The following is a 19,127-nucleotide window of genomic DNA, read 5'->3' as shown; positions in this document are numbered from 1 at the left end:
CTCGGACTCGCCCCCCGCTCGCGTTCCCGCTCACGCCCGCGTTCCCGCTCACGCCGTCTCCCCCGCTCACGTCAGCGTCCAGCGCCGCACGGCGTTCGCCCTGTCGACGAGTCGGAGGCGCTCCTCGCGCTCCCGGGTCGACGCGGCGAGCGAGCGGTACGAGGCTTCGAGTCCGTCGCGGATCGCCGGCTCGGTCGCTTCCACGGTCCCCAGCATCGCCCCCTCGGCCGGTCCGTCGCGCCGCACGAGCTCCAGCGCCGACTCCAGCACCCCGGTGGTCAGCTCGAGCCGGGTGCGCGGGTCGATCGCGAGCGAGTCGACGCTCGAGAGCGCCGCCGAGAGCGAGGGCAGTCCGCGACCCGACTCCGCCAGCAGCTCCGCGCGCCGGCGGCGGGCGTCGAGGAAGGAGGAGCGCGTCGGCGTGACGATGTCGAGCGCGTCGAGCGCGCCGTCGAGGTCGCCGCGGGCCTGCCGCACCCGGGCGAGACCGAAGGCGGCCGGAGCCGTGTAGTTCGCGTCCGAGCGGGCGCAGATCACGTAGAGCGACTCCGCCACCTCGGGCTCGCCGCTCGACTCGCACGCCGCGGCGAGCGCCAGCTTGGGCGCCAGCTCGCCGGGGACCTGGCCGTAGACGGTGTTGAACGAGGCGCGGGCGCCGACGTCGTCGCCGCGCGCGAGCTGCGCGAGACCGCTCATCCACACGGCGCGCCACTCCCAGGGATCCTCGGACAGGATCTCGCCGGTCGCCCGGGTCACCTCCTCCCACCGCTCGGCCTCGATCGCCGCTCGGGCCCGCGCGAGCCGCACCTCCACCGTCGTGGTCGGAGCGAGCGCGAGGGCGCGCAGGCGCACGACGGGATCCGCGACGTTCACTCCCGCGAGCCACGCCTTCGCGGCGTCGGACTCGTCGATCTTCAGCAGCGGCAGCGCGTCCCACGGCAGCGGACGGTCGACCACGTCGGCGACCGGCGCCTCGAAGAGCGCCGACTCGGTCGAGTGCAGCGACGGGTGCCCGGGCCCGCGGTCGGTCGCGACGACCTCGCGGAGCACGCCGAGCAGCTGCCCGCGCATCTCGTCGACCGTCGCGAACCGGTCCTGCGGATCGGGCGCGCACGCCTTCGCCACGAGACGGTAGAACGAGTCGTAGCGCTGGAACAGCGGCGTCTCGGACACCGGCGGCAGGGAGGCGACGTAGGTCGTCTGGTTGCCGCGGAAGTCCAGCACGAGCGAGGCGAGGGTCCGGCCGATCGTGTACACGTCGGACGCGATCGACGGGCCGACCTCGGGCACCTCCGGCGCCTGGTAGCCGACGGTGCCGTAGATCGCCGAGGCGTCGTCGTCGGCCCGGCGCACGCCGCCGAGGTCGATCAGCTTCACCTGGTCGCCGACCTGGATCATGTTGTCGGGCTTGAAGTCGCAGTAGAGCAGGCCGTGGTCGTGCAGGTACGCGAAGGCGGGCATGACCTCGAGCACGAACGCGAGCGCCTGGTCGACCGGCAGCGGATCGGCGCTGCCGCCGTTCGCCTCCAGCCGCTCCTTGAGGATCTGCTTGAGGCTCGGACCGCCGACGTACTCCATCACGATGTAGCCGGCGCCCTCGTGCAGCACGAAGTTGTAGATCTCGACGATGAGCGGGTGCTCGACCTCGGCGAGGAACTGCCGCTCCGTGACGGCGGCGGCGTAGGCGTCCGGATCGCCCGAGTTGAGCAGGCCCTTGAGAACCACCCAGCGGCCCGAGACGTTGCGGTCGCGCGCGAGGTAGATCCAGCCGAGTCCGCCGTAGGCGAGGCAGCCGACGACCTCGTACTGCCCGCCGACCACGTCGCCCTTCTGCAGCTGCGGGGTGAACGAGAACGGAGTGCGGCAGTTGGGGCAGAAGCCTTCGGTGCGGCCCGGCTTGCCGTCGCGGCCGCGGCCCACGGCGGTGCCGCAGTTCGAGCAGAAGCGCTTGCGCTCGGGGAGGACCGCCTCCGTCATGAGCGCGGCCATCGGGTCGGCGGCGGGGCGGGAGGGCACGGACGTCAGCCCGGCGCCCAAGCGCGGCCCCCGCAGGCGGGTCGAGGTGGTGCCGACGCGGCGGGTGACCTTCGAGCCGGTCTGCGCGGTGCGTGCGGAGCCGAGAGCGGCGGTGGCGAGGCGGGCGGAGGAGGTGCGGCCGCTGCGCGCGGTCGCCGCCTCCTCGGTGCTCGAGCCGACGGGCGCGGACGTGTTCGGGCTGCCCTCGACGAAGCCGGTGCCGAACGCGGCGGACGCGGTGGCCGGAGCGGCGGGAGCGGGGCGGCGCGCGGTCGGGGTGGACGCCGCCGGACCTGCGGGAGCCGCGGCGCCGCTCGCGGGCGGCGACCCGCAGACGTTGCAGTAGCCGTCCTCGATCGTCCCGGTGCAGCCCGGAGTCGCGGTGCAGGGTTCGCCGTTCATGGGGTGGCCTTCCGGTGGTGCGGCAGATCTCGGGTGACGACGTCGTACTGCTCGACGAAGTGGCGCGCGAGCGGCACGGAGCAGGGCACGGCCTCCAGCGCGGCGCGGACCTCCTCCTCGGCGGCCCGGCCGGTCGCGGTCGAGGCGCGTCCGTTGCCGTCGGCGCGCTCGCGGAGGGCGCGGAGGCGGAAGCCGAGCGCCGCCCGCTCGCGCAGCGGCGAGGTGTACGCGGCCTCGACGGCGTCGAACGCCCGGCCGACGGCGGTCAGACGGGCGAGGTATTGATCCAGGCCCTCGCGGTCAGCGGGCGGCTCCCCCAGGCGCGAGACGTCGGGCACGGCGAGGCGGGGCGGATCCGCGATCTCGCGCCGGCAGCGCGCCACCAGCTCCCGGAGCGGGGCCTCGCGGCGCTCCGCCGCCTCGGCCAGCTCCTGCGCGCGCAGGCGGTCGCGCTCGAGTCCTCGGCGCTGCGAGGCCGCGATGATCAGGTCGCGCTCGAGCCGGGCGGAGTCGTTCTCGAGCTGCCCGAGCGGACCGGACACGTCCGCGCCGCGGCCCGCCTTCTCGGCGAGGGCGTCCAAGCGGGAGCGCAGCACGGCGACGCGCTCGGCGGCGGGCCGGTCGACGACTCCGCGGGCGTCCCGGGTCAGATCCCGGCAGCGCTCGATCTCGGCGCGGACCCCGACGATCCGGCCCGCGACATCGGTGCCGCTCGGATCGAACTCCAGCCGGGACTTCAGCTGCGCCACGACGGCGTCGCAGAGGCGCACCGCCTCGACGAGCGAGACCGCCGCGCTGCCGCTGCGCCCGCTCGACGCGTCGAGCCTGCCCCAGATCAGCTGCGACATCCGCTCCCGGGCGACCGTGTCGACCCGGCCCGAGTCCCAGACGGTCTCGAGCTCGGCGAGCCTGCGGGTGACGGACTCGCGCAGCGACTGGGCCAGCACGATGTCGGACGTGTAGCTGTCGGCCTGGGGGGACGCGAGCGCCGCCGCGTCGAGTCTCGAGAGCTCGCGCGTGGTGCGGTCGAGCCATCGGGTCAGCGCCGCCAGGTACTCGAACAGCTCGCGCTGCGGGATCGCCTCCCCCAGGCGCCCCGGGGCGACCGGGGTGCCCTCCGCGACGCCGGCGGACTGCGTCATCGTCCGTAGACCGGCGCGGGCGGCGCGGCCTCGCCGAGCTCGCCCAGCCAGCGGTCGTAGATGCTCTGCCAGCGGCCGTCGGCGCGGATGCTCTCGAGCGCTCCGTTCACGAAGCGCACGAAGTCCGGGTCGTCGGCGGGCATGCCGAGTCCGTAGGGCTCGGAGCTCAGCGGATCGCCGATGACCTTCGCGTACGGGTCCTGGGCGACGAATCCCGCGAGGATCGTGTCGTCGCCGGCGATCGCGTCGACGGACCCCTCCTGGAAGAGCGCCAGGCACTGCGTGTGCGTGTCGGCGGCCACGGCCTCGACTCCCGGGTACTCGTTCTCGAGGCGGCTGAGCGTCGTGGTCGCGCGCGGGGCGCAGACCTGCTGGTCCCCGGCGGCCTCGAGATCCTGGATGCCCGCCGCGTCGCTGCTCTCGGAGACGAGCAGCTTCAGACCCGCCCCGTAGTACTCGGAGGAGAACGCGATCGTGCTCCAGCGGTCGCAGGTCATCGTGAGCGTGCGGGCGACCATGTCGACCTGGGGAGCGCCCTCGCCGCCCGTGAGCGCCGGCAGCCGCTGGGCCGAGGTGATGACCACGAACGTGATCGCATCGGGGTTCCCGAGGATCGCCCGCGCGATCTCCCGGGCGATGTCGATGTCGAAGCCCTCGATCGTGCCCGTGAGCGGATTGCGGGCGCTCATCAGGAGGGTGTCGGCCGAGACGCCGACGCGGAGCGAGCCGCGGTCGCGGATCTCGGTCAGGGTCGCACTGTCGGTGACGCCCGTCGGGGCGTAGGAGGTGGTGGCCGACGGCGTGCAGTCCGTGGTCGGCGGCGCGGCGGTCGTGGTCGGAGCGGGGGTCGCGGTCGCGGCCTGGTCCGACACCAGCGTGCCGAGGTCGTCGGCCCCCGTGGTGCAGCCCGAGACGGCGAGGACCGCCGCGGTGAGCAGCGCGAAGGCCGCGGTGCGGATCCGGTTCATCGGTACTCCTCCAGTCGCTGCGAGACGCCCCGCCAGGCGAGGACCGCCCCCACCAGCCCGGCGGCCAGCAGGACCCAGGAGGTGAGCGACGAGATGCCGCCCCAGTCGCCCAGCGTCGAGGAGGCCGTCGCGGCGTCGGTGCGGACCGCCTCGCGCGCGTCGACCTGGAACGTCCTGAAGGCGGTGTTGGCCGAGCCGGGCTCGGTCGAGACCGCCAGCCGGACGGCGTCGTCCCAGCGTCCGTCCTCGTCGGCCGCGCGGATCTCGTCGTGCCGCGCGAGCCAGTCCTGGAGCCCGGTCAGCAGCGCTCCGTCGACGATGCCGCTCTCGATGCCCTCCTGCAGCTGGCGCTCGGCCTCCCCCGCCGCCGCCTGGAACTCGGCCTCGAGCGCCGCTCCGGAGCCGCGCTTGATGAGGGTGAAGCTCTCGAGCGACTTCGCGTCGGTCGCCGCGGTCAGCGCTTGCGAGACGGCGAGGGTGGCGCGGTAGCTCTCGGCGCGCACCGTCGCCGCGTTCGAGGCGGCGACTCCGTAGACCGCGGTGCCCGCGATGCCCAGGATCACCAGCAGTGCGGTGGCGGTCGCCAGCGGCCGGTTCAGGTAGCGGTGCGTGCGCCGGGCGAGCGCGATCTGCGCCGCCACGAGCACGAGCAGCATCAGGAGGGAGCCGATCATCAGCAGGACGCTGAAGCGCACGGTGTCGTAGGCGCTCGCGACCCGGTCGGCGCCGGTGGTGACGAGGCCGTTGAGGTCCTCGAGGACCCCGTCCCCGGTGTCCGTCAGCACGGACGACGCCTGATCGAGGTAGGCCGATCCGACGGGGAAGCCCTGACGGTTGTTCGCGCGCGCCTGCTCGACGAGACCGCTGTAGGTCGCGACCTTCGTGGCGATCGCCGCGAGCACCGCCGCGTCCTCCGGCTCGGCCGCCGCGAGCTCGGTCAGCCGCGACGTCGCTGCGGCGAGGCTGTCGCTGTACTGCTGCCGCTGCTCCGCCGGCTCCAGGCCGCCCACGAGGAACGTGTTCGCCGCGATCGCGTTCGCGTCGACGAGGAGGTTGCGCACCTGCTGCACGCCGACGAGCTGCGCCGACTGCGCCCGCGCCTCGGCCGCGGCGCGCGCCTGCAGCGCTCCGGTCTGCTGGGCGAAGAGTCCGAACAGCACCGCGGCGAGCGCGGTGAGGACCAGGAGGGTGCGGAAGAGGCGCGGAGTGGTCGACGTCGCGCGGGCGAGCAGCGACGGCCGCTTCGGGGCGGGGAGGTTCGCGACCTGCACGAGGGGCGGCGCCGGGGCCCGCTGCACGGGCGGTGCGGCGGGACGCGACGCGGGAGCGGTGCTCATGCGGTCTCCTCCGTCTGCGGGGCGTCGGGCGCGAGTTCCGGATCGGGGTCCGGATCGGGGTCGGGCACGGGGTCCGCCGCCTCGGCGCTCTCGGTGATGTCCTCGGGCTCCAGGATCCGGAGGTCGTCGGGCGTCGGCTCCTCGACGTCGCGCAGTCGCCACGCGTGCCCGGCGATCGCCGCGTCGAGCACGTTGCGCACCCAGCGGCCGTTGCCGAACGCCTCCGTCCGCTGCTGAGCCGCGGCGAGCTCGGCGAAGGCCGCGACCGCCTCCCGGGTCGGCTCGAAGTCGGCCGAGGCCGCGAGCCGCGCGAAGATCGCCGACAGCTCGTCGTCGGTGTAATCGGCGAAGTCGATCGTGGTCGAGAAGCGACTCGCCAGACCGGGGTTCGTGTCGAGGAAGCCCTGCATGGGTCCGGAGTAGCCCGCCACGATCACGACGAGGTCGCCGCGGTGGTCCTCCATGTCCTTCACCAAGGTCGTGACCGCCTCGGCGCCGTACTGGTCGAGTGCGAGCGCGTAGGCCTCGTCGATGAACAGCACGCCGCCGCGGGCCGACGCGATGACCTCGGCGGTCTTCGTCGCGGTCTGCCCCAGGTAGCCGGCGACCAGCTCCGAGCGGTCGACCTCGACGAGCACGCCCTTCGAGAGGATGCCGAGCGAGCGGTAGATGCGCGAGACGAGCCGGGCGACCGTGGTCTTGCCTGTGCCGGGGTTGCCGGTGAAGACGAGGTGGCGGGTCAGCGTCGGAGTGGTGAGTCCCGCGGCCTGGCGCAGGGTGTCGATCCGGAGCAGCTGCGTCTGCCGCTTGATCTCGCTCTTCACCCGGTCCAGGCCGATCAGGGCGTCGAGCTCGGCCATCAGGTCCTCGATCGACTCGGGCGGCTCGAGCTCCTCGGGCTCGGGCTCCTCGACTGGCGCGGCGGAGGGTGCGGCGGCGACGGGGCCGCCCGGCTCGTCCTGCGGGCCGTCGTGCTCGGTGCGGCGCAGGCGCGCGAGGATCTCGTCGATCCCGGGCACACCCTGGGGAAGGAGGGAGGGCGCCGGGAAGCCGGACGCGGTCGGAGCGGGAGCCGGCGGGCGCGGCTCCTCCTGCTGCCGGGGGATCGCGCCGAGCTGGGCCGCGGCGGTCGCGGACGCGGCGGCGATGCCTCCGATGCCCGGTTCGCCCAGTGCGCTCGCGGCCGAGACGACCTCGGTCAGCGCGCGGGCGTAGGCGGACGCGCGCTCGGATCCTGCGCGGACGAGGGCCGCGAGGTGGTCGGTCGGGCCGCTCCGCCAGCGCCGGGCGCTCGAGGCGGCGGTGAAGAAGGCCTCGAGTCCGCCGGACGTGCCGGTGGCCGAGAGCCAGTCGTGGCCGGCTCCGGTGATCGACTCGGCGACGGCGGCCGCGAGCCGGGCGCCCTCGTCGCGGACGGCGCCGGCGTCGAGTCCGGCGGCGGATCCGGTGAGCACGAGCGCGTCGAGCGCCGAGGCGAGCGCGGTCACGAGGCGCTCGGCGGGGTCAGCGGGCCGGACTGCTGCGAGGGCTGAGCGGGGGCGGCGGTACCCGAGTCCAGTGCGCTGCTGAGCGACGACTCCGAGAACTTCTCCGCCAGGAACTGCCCGTGCGCGATGAGCGCCGACGCGTCCTGGCGCGAGACGGCGTCCGAGATGCGGTCGAGGGTGCCCCCGAGGATGTCGAGCTGGTCGGTCAGGATCATCAGCGAGGTCTTCCCCTTGTAGACAGCGCGGCGGTCGGCGAAATCGCGCGGCAGTCGGAGGTAGCCCTCCACCGCCTCGGGCAGGTAGCTGGTGGCGGTCGCGACGACCGTGTGACCCTGCTGGCTCATGCCGCCGAGGCGGTCCAGCCGCGGCACCATCTCGCGCACGGTCTCGTCGATGCGGCGGATGCGCGCGGCGACCGACGGCGCGACCCGCCCCTCCGTCTCGGCCCTCACCCGGTCGAGCGACGCCAGGATGTCGTCGCTCGTGGGAGCCGAGGGGAGGACGACCGGCGCCTCCACCGGCGCGGGATCGGAGCCGCCGAACAGGCGCGACAGCCAGCCCATCCCGACTCCTAGCGGCCGAGATCGAGCGAGGAGGCCGCGTCGATGTCGGAGTTGCTGCGGCGCGCCCGCTCGACGTACTCGCCGGCCTTGGCCGTCTCGGTCTGCAGCACGCCGACCGTCTGCGCCATGCTGTCGAGCGCCTTGATCTTGAAGTCCGAGATCGAGTCCATCGTCTGGTAGATGTTCGCGAACGCGGCCTGCAGCTGCGGGAGCCCGACCGTGGCCGAGGCGGCCTGCGACTGGATGTTCGCCGACTGCTCGGCGAGCATCCGCGACGTCGCCTCGATCATGTTCGAGGTGGTCGTGTTGAGCGCCGTGATCTGGTCGAGCACGAGGCGCTGGTTCGCCAGCGCCTGCGCGACGATGACCGCGGTGCGCAGCGCCGAGACGGTCGTGGTCGTGGCGCGGTCGACGCCCTTGATCAGCTCGACGTTGTTCTTGATCACCACGTCGATCGCCAGGTAGCCCTGGATCGACACGGCCAGCTGGGTCAGGAGGTCCTGGTGCTTCTGCCGCGCGTAGAAGAGTACGTCCTCGCGCAGCGCCCGGGCGCGGTCCGGGTCGGTCGCGTCGAGCTCGGCGATCTTCGCCGACAGCTTCACGTCGAGCCGCTCGGCGACGTAGATGTACTCGTTGAGACGCGTCATCGTCTCCCACAGGTGCTGCTTCTCGAGGTTGAGCGCGGCGTTGTCCTTGCGGAGCTCGTCCTGCCCGTCGTAGAGCGCCTGGATGATGGCGTTGAGGTGGGTCTGCGCGCTCTCGTAGCGGCGGAAGTAGTCGGTGATCTTGTTGCCGAAGGGGATGAAGCCGAGGATCTTCTTCTGCACGTTGTCCTCGGACGGGTCGAGGTCCTCGACCGTGCGGCGCAGCTCCAGCAGCGTCCGGCCGATGGTCGAGCCCTCGCTCAGACCGCCCTCCTGCAGCGCGCGCACGGGCGCCTTCAGCAGCCGGTTGGAGGAGTCGGCCGCCGAGCGGATGTCGGCGTCGCCCATCGTGCGGATGTCGTTGGCCTTCGCCGCGAACTCGGGGCTGCGCGCCTCGGACTGCAGGAGCGACGCGAGGTAGCCGTCGACCTTCGCCTCGAGGCCGGGCAGCGCCTGCTCCGGGACCTTCGGCGCGATCGAGGGCGCCGAGGTGGTGGGCACGGCGGCCACGGGCTCCGGCGGGGTGAGCGACAGAGCGTTCTGGACGGGCGGCTGCAGGGCCTCGGTCATCAGGGTTCCTCACCGTTCCTGGCGCGCGGCGCCGACTCTGGATGAACGTCCGGCAAGTGTATCCCGGGGTGTCAGGAGGGAGGCTGTGCGCGGGGCGGGGACGGGCTGGGGCCGCCTGGGCGTGCCGGGTGCGTCGGGCCCCGCGGTGCCCGGGCGGAGCCGCGCGCGTCCGGAGCCGTGCCCGTCCGGAGCCGCGCGCGGGCGTGGCGCGGTGCGGCCGGTTCGCAGCACGCGGGTCCACCATGGGCGGGTGCCTGCCCTCGAACCCGTGACCCGCTCCGCTCCCCCGCTCGGCGGGCCGCGGATCCTCCGCCAGCGCTGGACCGAGGCCGCCTTCCTGCACTGGCGGGTGGATCCGTCGCTCGTGGCGCCGCACCTGCCCCGCGGCGTCCGTCCGGACGAGCACGACGGCTCCTCCTGGGTCGGGCTGATCCCGTTCCGCCTCTCGCGCACCGCGTTCCTGGGTGGTCCGCGCGTGCCGTGGTTGGGCACCTTCCCCGAGGTCAACGTGCGCCTCTACTCCGTCGACGCGCAGGGACGCCGCGGAGTCGTCTTCGTCTCGCTCGAGGCGTCGCACCTGCTGCCCGTGCTCACCGCGCAGGCCGTGTTCGGGCTGCCCTACCAGTGGGCGCGGATGAGCATCGAGCACCGCCACGGCGCCGTGATCTACGAGACCTCGCGGATCGGAGAGCCGGCCGCGCGCTCGCGCATCGCGGTGCGCCCCGTCCCGGGATCGGCGGCGGAGGATCCGCTCGCCTCGTTCCTGACCTCTCGCTGGGCATACCACGAGACCCACCTGGGATCGACGTGGTACGGACGCAATCTGCACCGGCCGTGGCCGCTGCAGCGGGCCGAGCTGCTGTCGCTGGACGACGGGCTGCTGGCGGCGGCCGGGTTCCCGGGGATCGGCGGAAGGGCGCCGGACTCGGTGCTGTACTCGCGCGGGGTCGAGACGGTGTTCACGGTGCCGAGGCGGGTGCGGTAGGGCTCGCACGCGCTGTCGGGCCACCGCGAGCGGTCGTGGCGCGAAGCGACTCCGCGGTGGCGTGATCGTCCGGCCCGTGTCGGTGGTCCGTGGTCTCATCCTCGTATGGTTCTTCTGGATGTCGAGGCGAGGCCCGCGGGCGGCGGCCCGAGCGTGCGCGAGTGCTTCGACGACGCCCTCGTCGCCGCCGTCGGGGCGGCGTGCGCGGTCGATGCGTTCCGCGCGCGGGCCGAGGCGCAGCGCGCCGAGCTGATCGAGCTCGCGCGGCGCACGGCGATGGCGTTGCCGGAGGCGCTCGTCGACCCGCACGTGCAGGCGCACGTCGAGCGCGAGGAGGCGGCGATGCGGGCCCTGGTGGCGGAGCTCGCGACCGGGATGCGGGTCGCGGAGTCGCTCGCCTCGGCACTCGTCGAGGAGAGCCGGATGCTCGTGAACGAGCTCCCGCAGACGCTGACGGCGCTGCGGGAGGCGGTCATCGCTCCCGAGCACGCCCGCGTCGTCGTGCGGGCGGCGCTGGATCTGCCTGTCGAGGTGCGCGGGCGCTTCGACGAGGAGGCGGCGCGGATCGCCGCCGAGTGCACTCCGCCGCAGCTGCGACGCCGCCTGCGCCTCGTCCGCGAGCGGCTGCATCCGGAATCGCTGACGGCACGGCACCAGCGGTGCGCCGCCCGGCGCGGGGTCTGGCTCGACGGAGAGCTCGACGGCATGGCGACGCTGCACCTGCACCTGCCGGCACCCGAAGCGCACGGCGCCTTCGACCGCATCGATCGCGCTGCCCGCGCACTGGAGGAGGCGCCGGACGAGTCGCGCTCCCTCCCGCAGCTGCGCGCCGACGTCGGCACGGCGCTCCTGCTCGACGGCGAGATCGGCGAGCGTCCCGACGGCTCGCGACCGGCGGCCGCCGTTCCGCGCGGCATCCGTCCCCGCGTCGCGGTGACGGTCCCCGTCCTGACCCTGCTCGGCCGCTCGGAGGAACCCGGCGTGCTCGAGGGGTACGGACCCGTCGATGCCCGGACCGCGAGACGCCTCGCTGCACAGGCTCCCTCCTTCACCCGGATCCTCACCCACCCCGAGAGCGGAGCGGTCCTCTCGGTCGGGCGCACCTCCTACCGGCCCCCCGCCGACCTCCGCCGGGCGCTCGCGCTGCGGGATCGGACCTGCCGCTTCCCCGGCTGCACACGCTCGGCCTCGGACAGCGACGTCGACCACGGCGTCGAGTGGCAGCACGGTGGACGCACCGACGCCGACAACCTCGCCCACCTCTGCCGGCACCACCACCGTCTCCGGCACACGAGCAGATGGTCGGTACGCCACGGTCCGGGCGGCATCCTCGAGTGGACGAGCCCGACGGGACGGCGGTACCTCACCCGACCGGAGGAACCGGAGCCGCCGGCCGACCTCTGGCGCGAACAGGTCAGCACTGCTGTGGAGGGGGCCCCACCGTTCTAGTCGGCGCGCGACGGAGGGATGACGATCGCGGTGACCGCAGCGCGGTGTGCGAGGCGACCGACGCGGAGCGGTGCGGTGCGGTGCGGTGCGGTGCGGAGCGGTGCGGAGCCGAGCGGTGCAGAGCGGTGCGGAGCCGAGCGGTGCGGAGCAGAACCGATGCGGAGCGGTCCGCGGCAGGCTGTCCGCGGCAACGCGGCCGTGACATTGCGTCTGTGGGAAGAGGTCTGTGGGAACAGGTCTGGGGCAAGGGGTCCTGCCCGACCCTCGTCGGGGAGTAGCGTGCCGATCTCCGCCTGGTGACGACGCCGGGTCCGACGACTCCGGAGGACGACACGAGCATGAGCGAGAACAGCACGAGCACCGGCACCGGCACCGGCTCCGGCACGAGCACAGGCACGAGCACAGGCACGAGCACAGGCACGAGCACCGGCACCCCGCGCACCACCGCGGTCCTCTTCGACATCGACGGCACGCTCGTCGACTCCAACTTCCTGCACATCGAGGCGTGGGCGCGAGCGTTCTGGCAGTGCGATCTCGAGGTGCCGGCTTGGCGCATCCAGCGCGCGATCGGCGCCGACTCCTCGGAGCTGATCGGCATGCTCACCGAGGACGACGTCGACGACGCCACCCGCTCGCAGCTGAAGACCCTGCACGCGAAGAACTACGCCGAGCTCGGCGCACGCTTGACCCTCCTCCCCGGGGCGCGGGAGCTGATCCGGGAGATCGCGGGACGCGGCGTGCACGTGGTCCTCGTGACCTCCGCTCCCCAGCAGGAGCTCGACCTGCTGCTCGAGGTCCTCGACCTCGGCGACGCCGTGCACGCGGTGACGAGCGGGGAGGACGTCGACACGGCGAAGCCCGACCCGGGCATCATCGCGATCGCCCTGGAGCGGGCGGGCGCCGGCCCGGACGACGCGATCATGGTGGGCGACGCCTCCTGGGACGTGCTGTCGGCCGAGCGGGCGGGCCTCGCGACGGTCGCCGTGCTGTCGGGCGGAACGGGCGAGCACGAGCTCCGCGAGGCGGGCGCCGTCGCGGTCTACGAGGACGCCGCGGCGGTCCTGGCCGACCTCGACGGGGGCCCGCTGGCGGCTCTGCTGCGCTGAGCGCGGCACCCCGCGCTGAGTACCCCGCGCCGACCGGCGTCCGGAGGGCTCGGTGCCCCTCCGGATGAGCGACCCGGTCGGCGCGGGGACGCCCCCTACGCCTGCGGGCGGCGGCGCAGCACCAGCAGTGTCACTCCGACGGCGGCGACGACCGCGACGAGCGCACCGCCGATCCAGAGCACGTCGCCGATCGGCACCGCATCGGCTCCGGAGGGCGCCGCCGCGTCGGAACCGTCCTCGGCAGGAGCGGCGGCGCCCGAGACGTCGACGGTGCCGTTGCAGTCAGGCACCGTCTCGGAGCCGTCGGCGACGGCCACTCCGTCCGCCGGCTGCCAGTCGAACGAGTACTCGCCCGACACCGGATGGCCGTCGGTCGACACGACCTGCCAGGTCGCGTCGTAGGTGCCCGCGGCGCCGAGCTCGAGCGGCATGGAGGCCTCGGGTCCGAGGACCGTGACGCAGCCGTCGCCGTAGTACAGCCCGTCGGGACCGATGACGCGCAGCCCCGCCGCGCGTCCGTCGTCTCCGAGGACGAGCAGGTCGTCGTTGGTGGTGACGCTCAGCGTCCCGGGCTGCTCCGTCACGACGGCGTCCGCCGCGGGCGAGCTCGAGACGAGGTAGTTGTGGGCGCTGGCGGGCGCCGCCACCGCGACCGCACCGGCGAGGCCGAGTGCGATCGCGGCGGCGGCGACACGGGAGGTGCGGCGCAGGATCACGCGGACGCCTTCGGGCCGCGACGACGCGACGCGAGCGCGACGGCGACTCCGACCGCGCCGACGACGAGACCGCCGACTCCGAGGACGCGGGCGACGACGTCGGCCCCGCCCGCTGCGCTGGTCGAGGACGCGGTCGTGGCCTCGGCGGTCTCCTCGTCCTCGTGCGAGTCGGAGCCGCTGCCGTGGTGGCCTGCACCGTCCTCCGCCGCGGTCACCGCGACGACGGGAGCGGGCAGCTCGGGCTCGTCCTCACCCTCGACGGTCGGCTGGTCCCACGCGGTCGAGCCGGTCTCGCAGGTCTGCAGGACCGGGAACGCGAGGGCGTCACCGGCCGCGTCCTCCGGGAGCTGCAGCTGCAGCGAGACGGTGTCGCGGAAGCCGTCCGCGAGCGGGGTCCTCGCGGTGTAGACGACGTCCGAGACGCGCTCGGTGACGGAGGCGCCGTGCGAGTCGGTGATCGGCTCGGCGAGCTGAACCTCGTTCTTCGCGACGTCCCAGTTGGGGTTCACGGTCGGGCTGACCGAGTTGATCCCGTCCGGGATCGTGATGGTGAGGCCGGTCGTCGGCGATCCCTCGCAGCCGTGCGCGAGGGAGAACGTGACGACGGTGTACGCGCCGGCGGCCGTGGTGCTCGCCGTGGCGCTCACATGGGCGCTGGCGGCGGTCGGTGCGGCGAGTGCCAGTGCGACGGAACCGGCGGCCACCAGCGCGCCGCTGCCGACGAGGCGGAGACGAGAGGAGGGGCGCGCGGCCGAGGTGCGGGTGGAAGAGGTGCGGGTCGAGGAGGTGCGGGTGGAGGAGTTCATGATCTCGGGTCCTTGAGGGTGCCGGCGATCGCCGGGCGTCCGGATGCGCAGCGCGGGGATGCGGTGCGCGCGGGTGGACGCCGGCCGAGCACGCGCCCCGGGACGGAGCGGTGTCAGACGGCGTGCAGGACGCGCCGCGGCGGACCGCGGTGCCGCAGATGCGTCAGCACCGCGTCGAGTGGACGCGGGGACCGCGGCTCCGGGGCGCCCGTCACGGCGACCGAGGGGCCGACGGGTCCGAGCAGGACCGCCGAGGCGCGGGCCAGGGCGCGCACGACGATGCGCACCAGCCGCTCGCCGAGAGAGAAGAAGAGGGCCTCGCCGCGACGCACGGCGGCGATGGTGAGGACGGCCGCGACGAGGTGCGCGAGGGTCATCGGGACGGAGTGGGCGGCATGACCGCTCCCGGCCGCGACGAGCTCGAGCGTCGATCCGTCGTGGAAGTGCGCTCCCGATGCGGTGGTGCCGACGACACTCACCTCGCCGCCGCCCGTGAGGAAGAGCCCGTGGAAGGCGAGCTGGCTGAGCAGGACGGAGACGGACAGCCGCAGGAGCGAGAGGGTGCGTCCCGCGAGGAGCACGCAGACGACCGCGGCGAACGCGGAGGTCAGCGCGAGGATCGCCGGCGATGGCGCGTGGGCTCCCGCGAGGGTGTGCGAGGCGGCGGCGGTGACGGTCGCGGCGACGGCGGCGGCGAGGCCCCGCGCGACTCGCGCCCACCTGGTGTGCACCTGCGGCCCCGTTCCTCGTCCGGGCGGCCCCTGATGGTGACCGCGCGCCAGCGCCCGCGAGGGCGAGCGGCTTCCAGGGTAATCGACGCGCCTGCACGCCGAGACGAGGTTCCGGGCGGTCGAGGATGCTCGGCGGCGCCGTTACGAAGCCGTTACCGAACTTCTCCGATCCGTTCCAAACCCCCCTGGGCAGGGCTCCGAAGACATGTCAACGGCCGCGAAACGGTCCACACAGCAACAACCCCCTTGTACGACCAGGACAACGGAACCCGTCACCGGGACCGTCTCACGAAGGAGAAACATCATGCGAACCACCAAGCGCACCACTTTCGCCGCATTCGCCCTCATCAGCATCGCGACCCTCGGCCTCACCGCCTGCTCCAGCGGCAGCGGCTCGACCACCGAGTCCACCGAGGAGTCGATGTCGTCCTCCACGCCGATGGAGTCCTCGACGCCCATGGAGACCATGGACCCGGCCGCGAACCTCGTCGGCCCCGGCTGCGCCACCTACGCCGAGACCGTCCCCGACGGCGCCGGCTCGGTCGCCGGCATGGCCCTCGACCCGGTCGCGACCGCCGCGTCGAACAACCCGCTCCTCAAGACCCTGACCGCCGCGGTCTCGGGCCAGCTCAACCCCGACGTGAACCTCGTCGACACGCTGAACGGCAGCGAGTTCACCGTCTTCGCCCCCGTCGACGACGCCTTCGCGAAGCTCGACGCCGCGACCCTCGAACTGCTGGCGACCCCCGAGGGCGCCGAGACGCTCTCGTCGGTCCTGACCTACCACGTCGTCCCCGGCCAGATCACCCCCGATGACATCGAGGGCACCCAGACCACCGTCCAGGGGACCGACCTCACCGTCACCGGCTCCGGCGACGACATCAAGGTGAACGACGCGTCGGTCATCTGCGGTGGCGTGCAGACCGCCAACGCGACCGTGTACCTCATCGACACGGTCCTGATGCCGGCTGCGTAAGCAGTCCGCAGTCTCCGACTGCTGAGAACGCCGAAGGGCGGGCACCGCGAGGTGTCCGCCCTTCGGCGTTGCTGCGCGCACGACGCGGAGCGCACCGGTGCCCGCACCGACCAGAAGAGGCGCGGACCCCGTGGGGAGTCCGCGCCTCTTCGTCGTGCGACGCCCTACTCGGCGGCGGCGCTGATCTCGGCGAGCACGCGGTCACCGGGGAAGGCCTGCTCCATGTCCGCCTCGATCTCGGCGCGCTCGAGCAGCTCCTCCATGCGGTGGCGGCGGTTGCGCGTGATCAGGGTCACGACGGTGCCCTTCTTGCCTGCGCGGCCGGTGCGGCCGGAGCGGTGCAGGTACGTCTTGTACTCGTCCGGCGCGTCGGCCTGGATCACCAGGTCGATGTCGTCGACGTGGATGCCGCGGGCGGCGACATCGGTGGCGACGAGCACGTCGACGCGTCCGCTGGTGAGCATCGCCAGGTTGCGCGTGCGGCGCGACTGGTTGAGGTCGCCGTGCAGGCTCGTCGCGGGGATGTCCGCGTGCTCCAGCTGCTCCGCGAGCTGCTCGGCGAACGCGCGGGTGCGGGCGAAGATCAGCGTCTTGCCCTCGCGCGCGGCGAGCTGCTCGATGATCGCGCCCTTGTCGCGGTGCTCGATCACCAGGACGCGGTGGTCGATGGTCGAGGACGCCTGGTCCTCGCCGGCGACCTCGTGCACGCTCGGCTCGACGAGGAACTCGTCGACGAGCGTCGCGACGCCCTTGTCGAGGGTGGCCGAGAAGAGCAGGCGCTGTCCGCCGGTCGCGGTGCGGCGGAGGATCCGCTGCACCGGCTCGAGGAAGCCGAGGTCGCACATGTGGTCGGCCTCGTCGAGGACCGTGATGGTCACCTTCGAGAGGTCGAGGCGGCCCTGCTCGACGAGGTCCTCGAGACGGCCCGGCGTCGCGATGACGATGTCGACTCCGCGCTGGAGGGCGCCGACCTGCTTGTACTGGGGCACGCCGCCGAAGATCGTCGTGGTGAAGAGGCCGACGGAGCGCGCGATGGGCTGAACCGTGCGGTCGATCTGCATCGCGAGCTCGCGGGTGGGGGCGAGGATGAGGGCGCGGGGGGCGCGGCCCTGCTTGCGGTCCTTGCCCCCGTTGTTCTCCATCAGGCGCTCGACGACCGGCGCGCCGAACGCGATGGTCTTGCCGGAGCCGGTCTTGCCGCGGCCGAGGACGTCCTTGCCGCGGAGCACCTCGGGGATCGTGGCGGCCTGGATCGGGAACGGCGCGGCCGCTCCCATCGAGGTCAGCTGACGGACGATGTTGGCGCCGAGGCCGAGGTCGCCGAACGACACGCCCTCGACGTCGACGGCCAGGGTCGCGGTCGCCTCGAGGCGCTCGAGGACGACGTCGTCGACCTGGTGCGAGCCGCGGGTGTCGCGCGAGGGGTAGAAGTCCGAGGAGTCGCGGCGGGGGCCGCGGTCGCTCCGGTCATTGCGGTCGTACGACGTGCGGGCGGGGCGCTCGGTGCGGGCGGGGCGCTCGGTGCGGGCGGGGCGCTCGGTGCGGGCGGGGCGCTCGTCGCGGTCGAACGAGCGGGCCGGACGGTCGGTGCGGTCGAAGGAGCGGGCCGGACGGTCGGTGCGGTCGAAGGAGCGGGCCGGACGGTCGCTGCGGTCGAAGGAGCGGGCCGGACGGTCGCTGCGGTCGAACGAACGCGCAGGACGGTCACTGCGCTCGGTGCGGTCGTAGGAGCGGGTGGGGCGCTCGGTGCGGTCGGACGAACGGGCAGGACGCTCGCTGCGGTCGTAGGAGCGGGCAGGACGCTCGCCGCGGTCCGCCGAGCGCGCGGGACGGTCGTCGCGGTCGAACGAGCGCGCCGGGCGGTCCGTGCGATCGAACGAGCGCGCGGGGCGCTCGCTGCGGTCGTAGGAGCGGATGGGACGCTCGCCGCGGTCCGCCGAACGAGCCGGACGGTCGTCGCGGTCGAACGAGCGCGCCGGGCGCTCGCTGCGGTCGTAGGAGCGGACGGGACGCTCACCGCGGTCCGCCGAACGAGCCGGACGGTCGTCGCGGTCGAACGAGCGCGCCGGGCGCTCGCTGCGGTCGTACGAGCGCGCGGGACGGTCGTCGCGGTCGTAGGACCGCGCCGGACGCTCGGTGCGCTCGTCGGCGCGGGCGGCGCGCTCGTCGGCGTTCCAGCGCGCCTTCTTGGGCGCGTTCTCGTCGACGGGGCGGTAGCCGCGGTGGCCCTCGCTGCGCGCGCCGGGCTTGGCCGCGGGGAAGCGCGAGCGGCCTCCGAGCTGCGACTTGCCGCTGGACGCGCCGAAGCGGTTGGGCTCGAAGTTCTTGGCGGGGCGTCCGCCGGCGGGCTTCTTGTTCTTGGGCATGGCTGTCTTCCTGGGTTCGGTTTCTGCGCGGGCAGGCGCACGCCGGAGAGCGCCCTCGTGGGGCGCGTCCGAACGCAGCCTGCTGGAACCCGGGCGAGTCTTTGACCGGGGCCGATTCACACATGTGATGTCTCTCACGACGACTGTCGGAGATCCGGCCCGCTTGACTAACAAACCCATCCGCGCGCTGAACGCACGGTGTCAAGAGCCGACCGAAGGAGTCTACACGCGCCCGCGCGCCCTGGCTAGGGCGAGGTGCTCCTCCAGGCTAGGATGCCCGGCCGCTCACCCCTCCGACGTCGCGCGCCGCGCCCGGTACGCCGCGACGTTCGCCCGGTTGCCGCAGTTGCCGGTGTCGCAGTAGCGCTTCGAGCGGTTGCGCGAGAAGTCGACGAGCACCGCCTCGCAGTCCTCGGCCGCGCAGATCCGGATGCGGTCGCGCTCGTCGCCGCGCACGACGTCGACGAACGCCATCGCCGCCTCCACGACGATGCGCGTCGCGAGCGGGCTCTCGTCCCGCGTCGCGTGCAGGTGCCACCCCCAGAGGCCGTGGCGCACGAGCTGCGGCAGGGCGCGTCCGTCCTCGAGCATGGCGTTGACGAGGGCGACGAGGTCCTCCTCGGCGCTGGTCAGCCAGAGCGAGCGGAGGGAGGAGCGGACCGACCGGATCGCCTCGAGCTCGGCCGTCGAGTGCTCGCGGCTGCCGGTGTAGCGGTTGACGCGCACGAACTCGTCGAGCTGCTCCAGCGTCGCGAGCTCGTCCTCCCCCGAGTGCGAGAGCTCGGGCAGCGTGTTGACGAGGAAGGCGGTCGAGGTCAGCGACGCTTCGACGTCATGAGCGAAAACCATGTTGACTCCTGACA

At 73.6% G+C, this 19,127-nt stretch carries 16 protein-coding genes; 4 read left to right on the top strand and 12 right to left on the bottom strand.

Features of this window, described 5'->3' with window-relative positions; translation table 11 throughout:
- Positions 1-66 precede the first annotated feature (66 nt).
- The 7 genes from AC0CID_RS17500 to AC0CID_RS17470 are packed head-to-tail and all read right to left on the bottom strand — an operon-like array spanning position 67 to position 9,129.
- Positions 67-2,418: a serine/threonine-protein kinase gene (locus AC0CID_RS17500; RefSeq protein ID WP_465227817.1), complete on the bottom strand. Its 2,352-nt coding sequence runs from the start codon at positions 2,416-2,418 to the stop codon at positions 67-69.
- The gene (locus tag AC0CID_RS17495) at positions 2,415-3,560 is read right to left on the bottom strand and encodes a hypothetical protein (RefSeq protein WP_465227816.1); all 1,146 of its coding nucleotides are present in this window, start codon (positions 3,558-3,560) and stop codon (positions 2,415-2,417) included. Before AC0CID_RS17495 ends, AC0CID_RS17500 begins: the two co-directional genes overlap by 4 nt.
- A complete protein-coding gene (locus AC0CID_RS17490) occupies positions 3,557-4,528 on the bottom strand; it encodes a glutamate ABC transporter substrate-binding protein (RefSeq protein WP_465227815.1) in 972 nt (323 codons plus the stop codon). The genes AC0CID_RS17495 and AC0CID_RS17490 overlap by 4 nt, the downstream gene beginning before the upstream one ends.
- Positions 4,525-5,865 carry a hypothetical protein gene (locus AC0CID_RS17485; RefSeq protein WP_465227814.1) on the bottom strand — a complete coding sequence of 447 codons (1,341 nt, stop codon included), beginning with the start codon at positions 5,863-5,865 and terminating at the stop codon, positions 4,525-4,527. The genes AC0CID_RS17490 and AC0CID_RS17485 overlap by 4 nt, the downstream gene beginning before the upstream one ends.
- Positions 5,862-7,352 carry an AAA family ATPase gene (locus tag AC0CID_RS17480; protein WP_465227813.1) on the bottom strand — a complete coding sequence of 497 codons (1,491 nt, stop codon included), beginning with the start codon at positions 7,350-7,352 and terminating at the stop codon, positions 5,862-5,864. Before AC0CID_RS17480 ends, AC0CID_RS17485 begins: the two co-directional genes overlap by 4 nt.
- Positions 7,349-7,915, bottom strand: coding sequence for a hypothetical protein (locus tag AC0CID_RS17475; RefSeq protein ID WP_465227812.1), 567 nt, complete (start codon positions 7,913-7,915; stop codon positions 7,349-7,351). Before AC0CID_RS17475 ends, AC0CID_RS17480 begins: the two co-directional genes overlap by 4 nt.
- An 8-nt stretch (positions 7,916-7,923) precedes the next feature.
- Positions 7,924-9,129, bottom strand: a complete 1,206-nt coding sequence (locus tag AC0CID_RS17470; RefSeq protein WP_251948237.1) for a toxic anion resistance protein — start codon at positions 9,127-9,129, stop codon at positions 7,924-7,926.
- A gap of 250 nt (positions 9,130-9,379) precedes the next feature.
- Between AC0CID_RS17470 and AC0CID_RS17465 the strand changes: the two genes are divergently transcribed.
- From AC0CID_RS17465 to AC0CID_RS17455, 3 genes are all read left to right on the top strand, one after another.
- Complete coding sequence (locus AC0CID_RS17465; RefSeq protein WP_465227811.1) at positions 9,380-10,114, top strand: YqjF family protein; 735 nt, start codon at positions 9,380-9,382, stop codon at positions 10,112-10,114.
- A gap of 105 nt (positions 10,115-10,219) precedes the next feature.
- Positions 10,220-11,563, top strand: a complete 1,344-nt coding sequence (locus AC0CID_RS17460; protein ID WP_465227810.1) for an HNH endonuclease signature motif containing protein — start codon at positions 10,220-10,222, stop codon at positions 11,561-11,563.
- Positions 11,564-11,901: 338 nt separating this feature from the next.
- A complete protein-coding gene (locus AC0CID_RS17455) occupies positions 11,902-12,669 on the top strand; it encodes an HAD family hydrolase (protein ID WP_465227809.1) in 768 nt (255 codons plus the stop codon).
- Positions 12,670-12,764: 95 nt separating this feature from the next.
- Here the strand turns inward: AC0CID_RS17455 and AC0CID_RS17450 are convergent, their stop codons facing one another.
- The 3 genes from AC0CID_RS17450 to AC0CID_RS17440 form a co-directional block, all read right to left on the bottom strand.
- Positions 12,765-13,385: a copper resistance CopC family protein gene (locus tag AC0CID_RS17450; RefSeq protein WP_465227808.1), complete on the bottom strand. Its 621-nt coding sequence runs from the start codon at positions 13,383-13,385 to the stop codon at positions 12,765-12,767.
- Positions 13,382-14,191, bottom strand: coding sequence for a YcnI family copper-binding membrane protein (locus tag AC0CID_RS17445; protein WP_465227807.1), 810 nt, complete (start codon positions 14,189-14,191; stop codon positions 13,382-13,384). The genes AC0CID_RS17450 and AC0CID_RS17445 overlap by 4 nt, the downstream gene beginning before the upstream one ends.
- Before the next feature lie 113 nt (positions 14,192-14,304).
- Positions 14,305-14,922 (bottom strand): hypothetical protein, encoded by a 618-nt coding sequence (locus tag AC0CID_RS17440; protein ID WP_465227806.1) that lies wholly within the window; start codon positions 14,920-14,922, stop codon positions 14,305-14,307.
- Positions 14,923-15,226: 304 nt separating this feature from the next.
- Here AC0CID_RS17440 and AC0CID_RS17435 point away from each other — a divergent pair, with 304 nt between their 5' ends.
- The gene (locus tag AC0CID_RS17435) at positions 15,227-15,898 is read left to right on the top strand and encodes a fasciclin domain-containing protein (RefSeq protein ID WP_465227805.1); all 672 of its coding nucleotides are present in this window, start codon (positions 15,227-15,229) and stop codon (positions 15,896-15,898) included.
- Positions 15,899-16,062: 164 nt separating this feature from the next.
- Here the strand turns inward: AC0CID_RS17435 and AC0CID_RS17430 are convergent, their stop codons facing one another.
- The gene (locus AC0CID_RS17430; protein WP_465227804.1) at positions 16,063-18,264 is read right to left on the bottom strand and encodes a DEAD/DEAH box helicase; all 2,202 of its coding nucleotides are present in this window, start codon (positions 18,262-18,264) and stop codon (positions 16,063-16,065) included.
- 285 nt (positions 18,265-18,549) lie between these two features.
- Complete coding sequence (locus tag AC0CID_RS17425; protein ID WP_207407928.1) at positions 18,550-19,113, bottom strand: CGNR zinc finger domain-containing protein; 564 nt, start codon at positions 19,111-19,113, stop codon at positions 18,550-18,552.
- Positions 19,114-19,127: the final 14 nt, after the last annotated feature.

The sequence above is a fragment of the Rathayibacter sp. AC451 genome (assembly GCF_979253095.1).
Note: the sequence above shows the minus strand (reverse complement) of the source record. Positions and strands in the feature narration are given on the sequence as shown.

What these genes read in the sequence shown, in the direction of transcription:
- AC0CID_RS17500 (WP_465227817.1), bottom strand. Translation starts at nt 2,418, where the DNA reads ATGAACGGCGAACCCTGCACCGCGACTCCGGGCTGCACCGGGACGATC.
- AC0CID_RS17495 (WP_465227816.1), bottom strand. Translation starts at nt 3,560, where the DNA reads ATGACGCAGTCCGCCGGCGTCGCGGAGGGCACCCCGGTCGCCCCGGGG.
- AC0CID_RS17490 (WP_465227815.1), bottom strand. Translation starts at nt 4,528, where the DNA reads ATGAACCGGATCCGCACCGCGGCCTTCGCGCTGCTCACCGCGGCGGTC.
- AC0CID_RS17485 (WP_465227814.1), bottom strand. Translation starts at nt 5,865, where the DNA reads ATGAGCACCGCTCCCGCGTCGCGTCCCGCCGCACCGCCCGTGCAGCGG.
- AC0CID_RS17475 (WP_465227812.1), bottom strand. Translation starts at nt 7,915, where the DNA reads ATGGGCTGGCTGTCGCGCCTGTTCGGCGGCTCCGATCCCGCGCCGGTG.
- AC0CID_RS17470 (WP_251948237.1), bottom strand. Translation starts at nt 9,129, where the DNA reads ATGACCGAGGCCCTGCAGCCGCCCGTCCAGAACGCTCTGTCGCTCACC.
- AC0CID_RS17460 (WP_465227810.1), top strand. Translation starts at nt 10,220, where the DNA reads ATGGTTCTTCTGGATGTCGAGGCGAGGCCCGCGGGCGGCGGCCCGAGC.
- AC0CID_RS17455 (WP_465227809.1), top strand. Translation starts at nt 11,902, where the DNA reads ATGAGCGAGAACAGCACGAGCACCGGCACCGGCACCGGCTCCGGCACG.
- AC0CID_RS17445 (WP_465227807.1), bottom strand. Translation starts at nt 14,191, where the DNA reads ATGAACTCCTCCACCCGCACCTCCTCGACCCGCACCTCTTCCACCCGC.
- AC0CID_RS17435 (WP_465227805.1), top strand. Translation starts at nt 15,227, where the DNA reads ATGCGAACCACCAAGCGCACCACTTTCGCCGCATTCGCCCTCATCAGC.
- AC0CID_RS17430 (WP_465227804.1), bottom strand. Translation starts at nt 18,264, where the DNA reads ATGCCCAAGAACAAGAAGCCCGCCGGCGGACGCCCCGCCAAGAACTTC.
- AC0CID_RS17425 (WP_207407928.1), bottom strand. Translation starts at nt 19,113, where the DNA reads ATGGTTTTCGCTCATGACGTCGAAGCGTCGCTGACCTCGACCGCCTTC.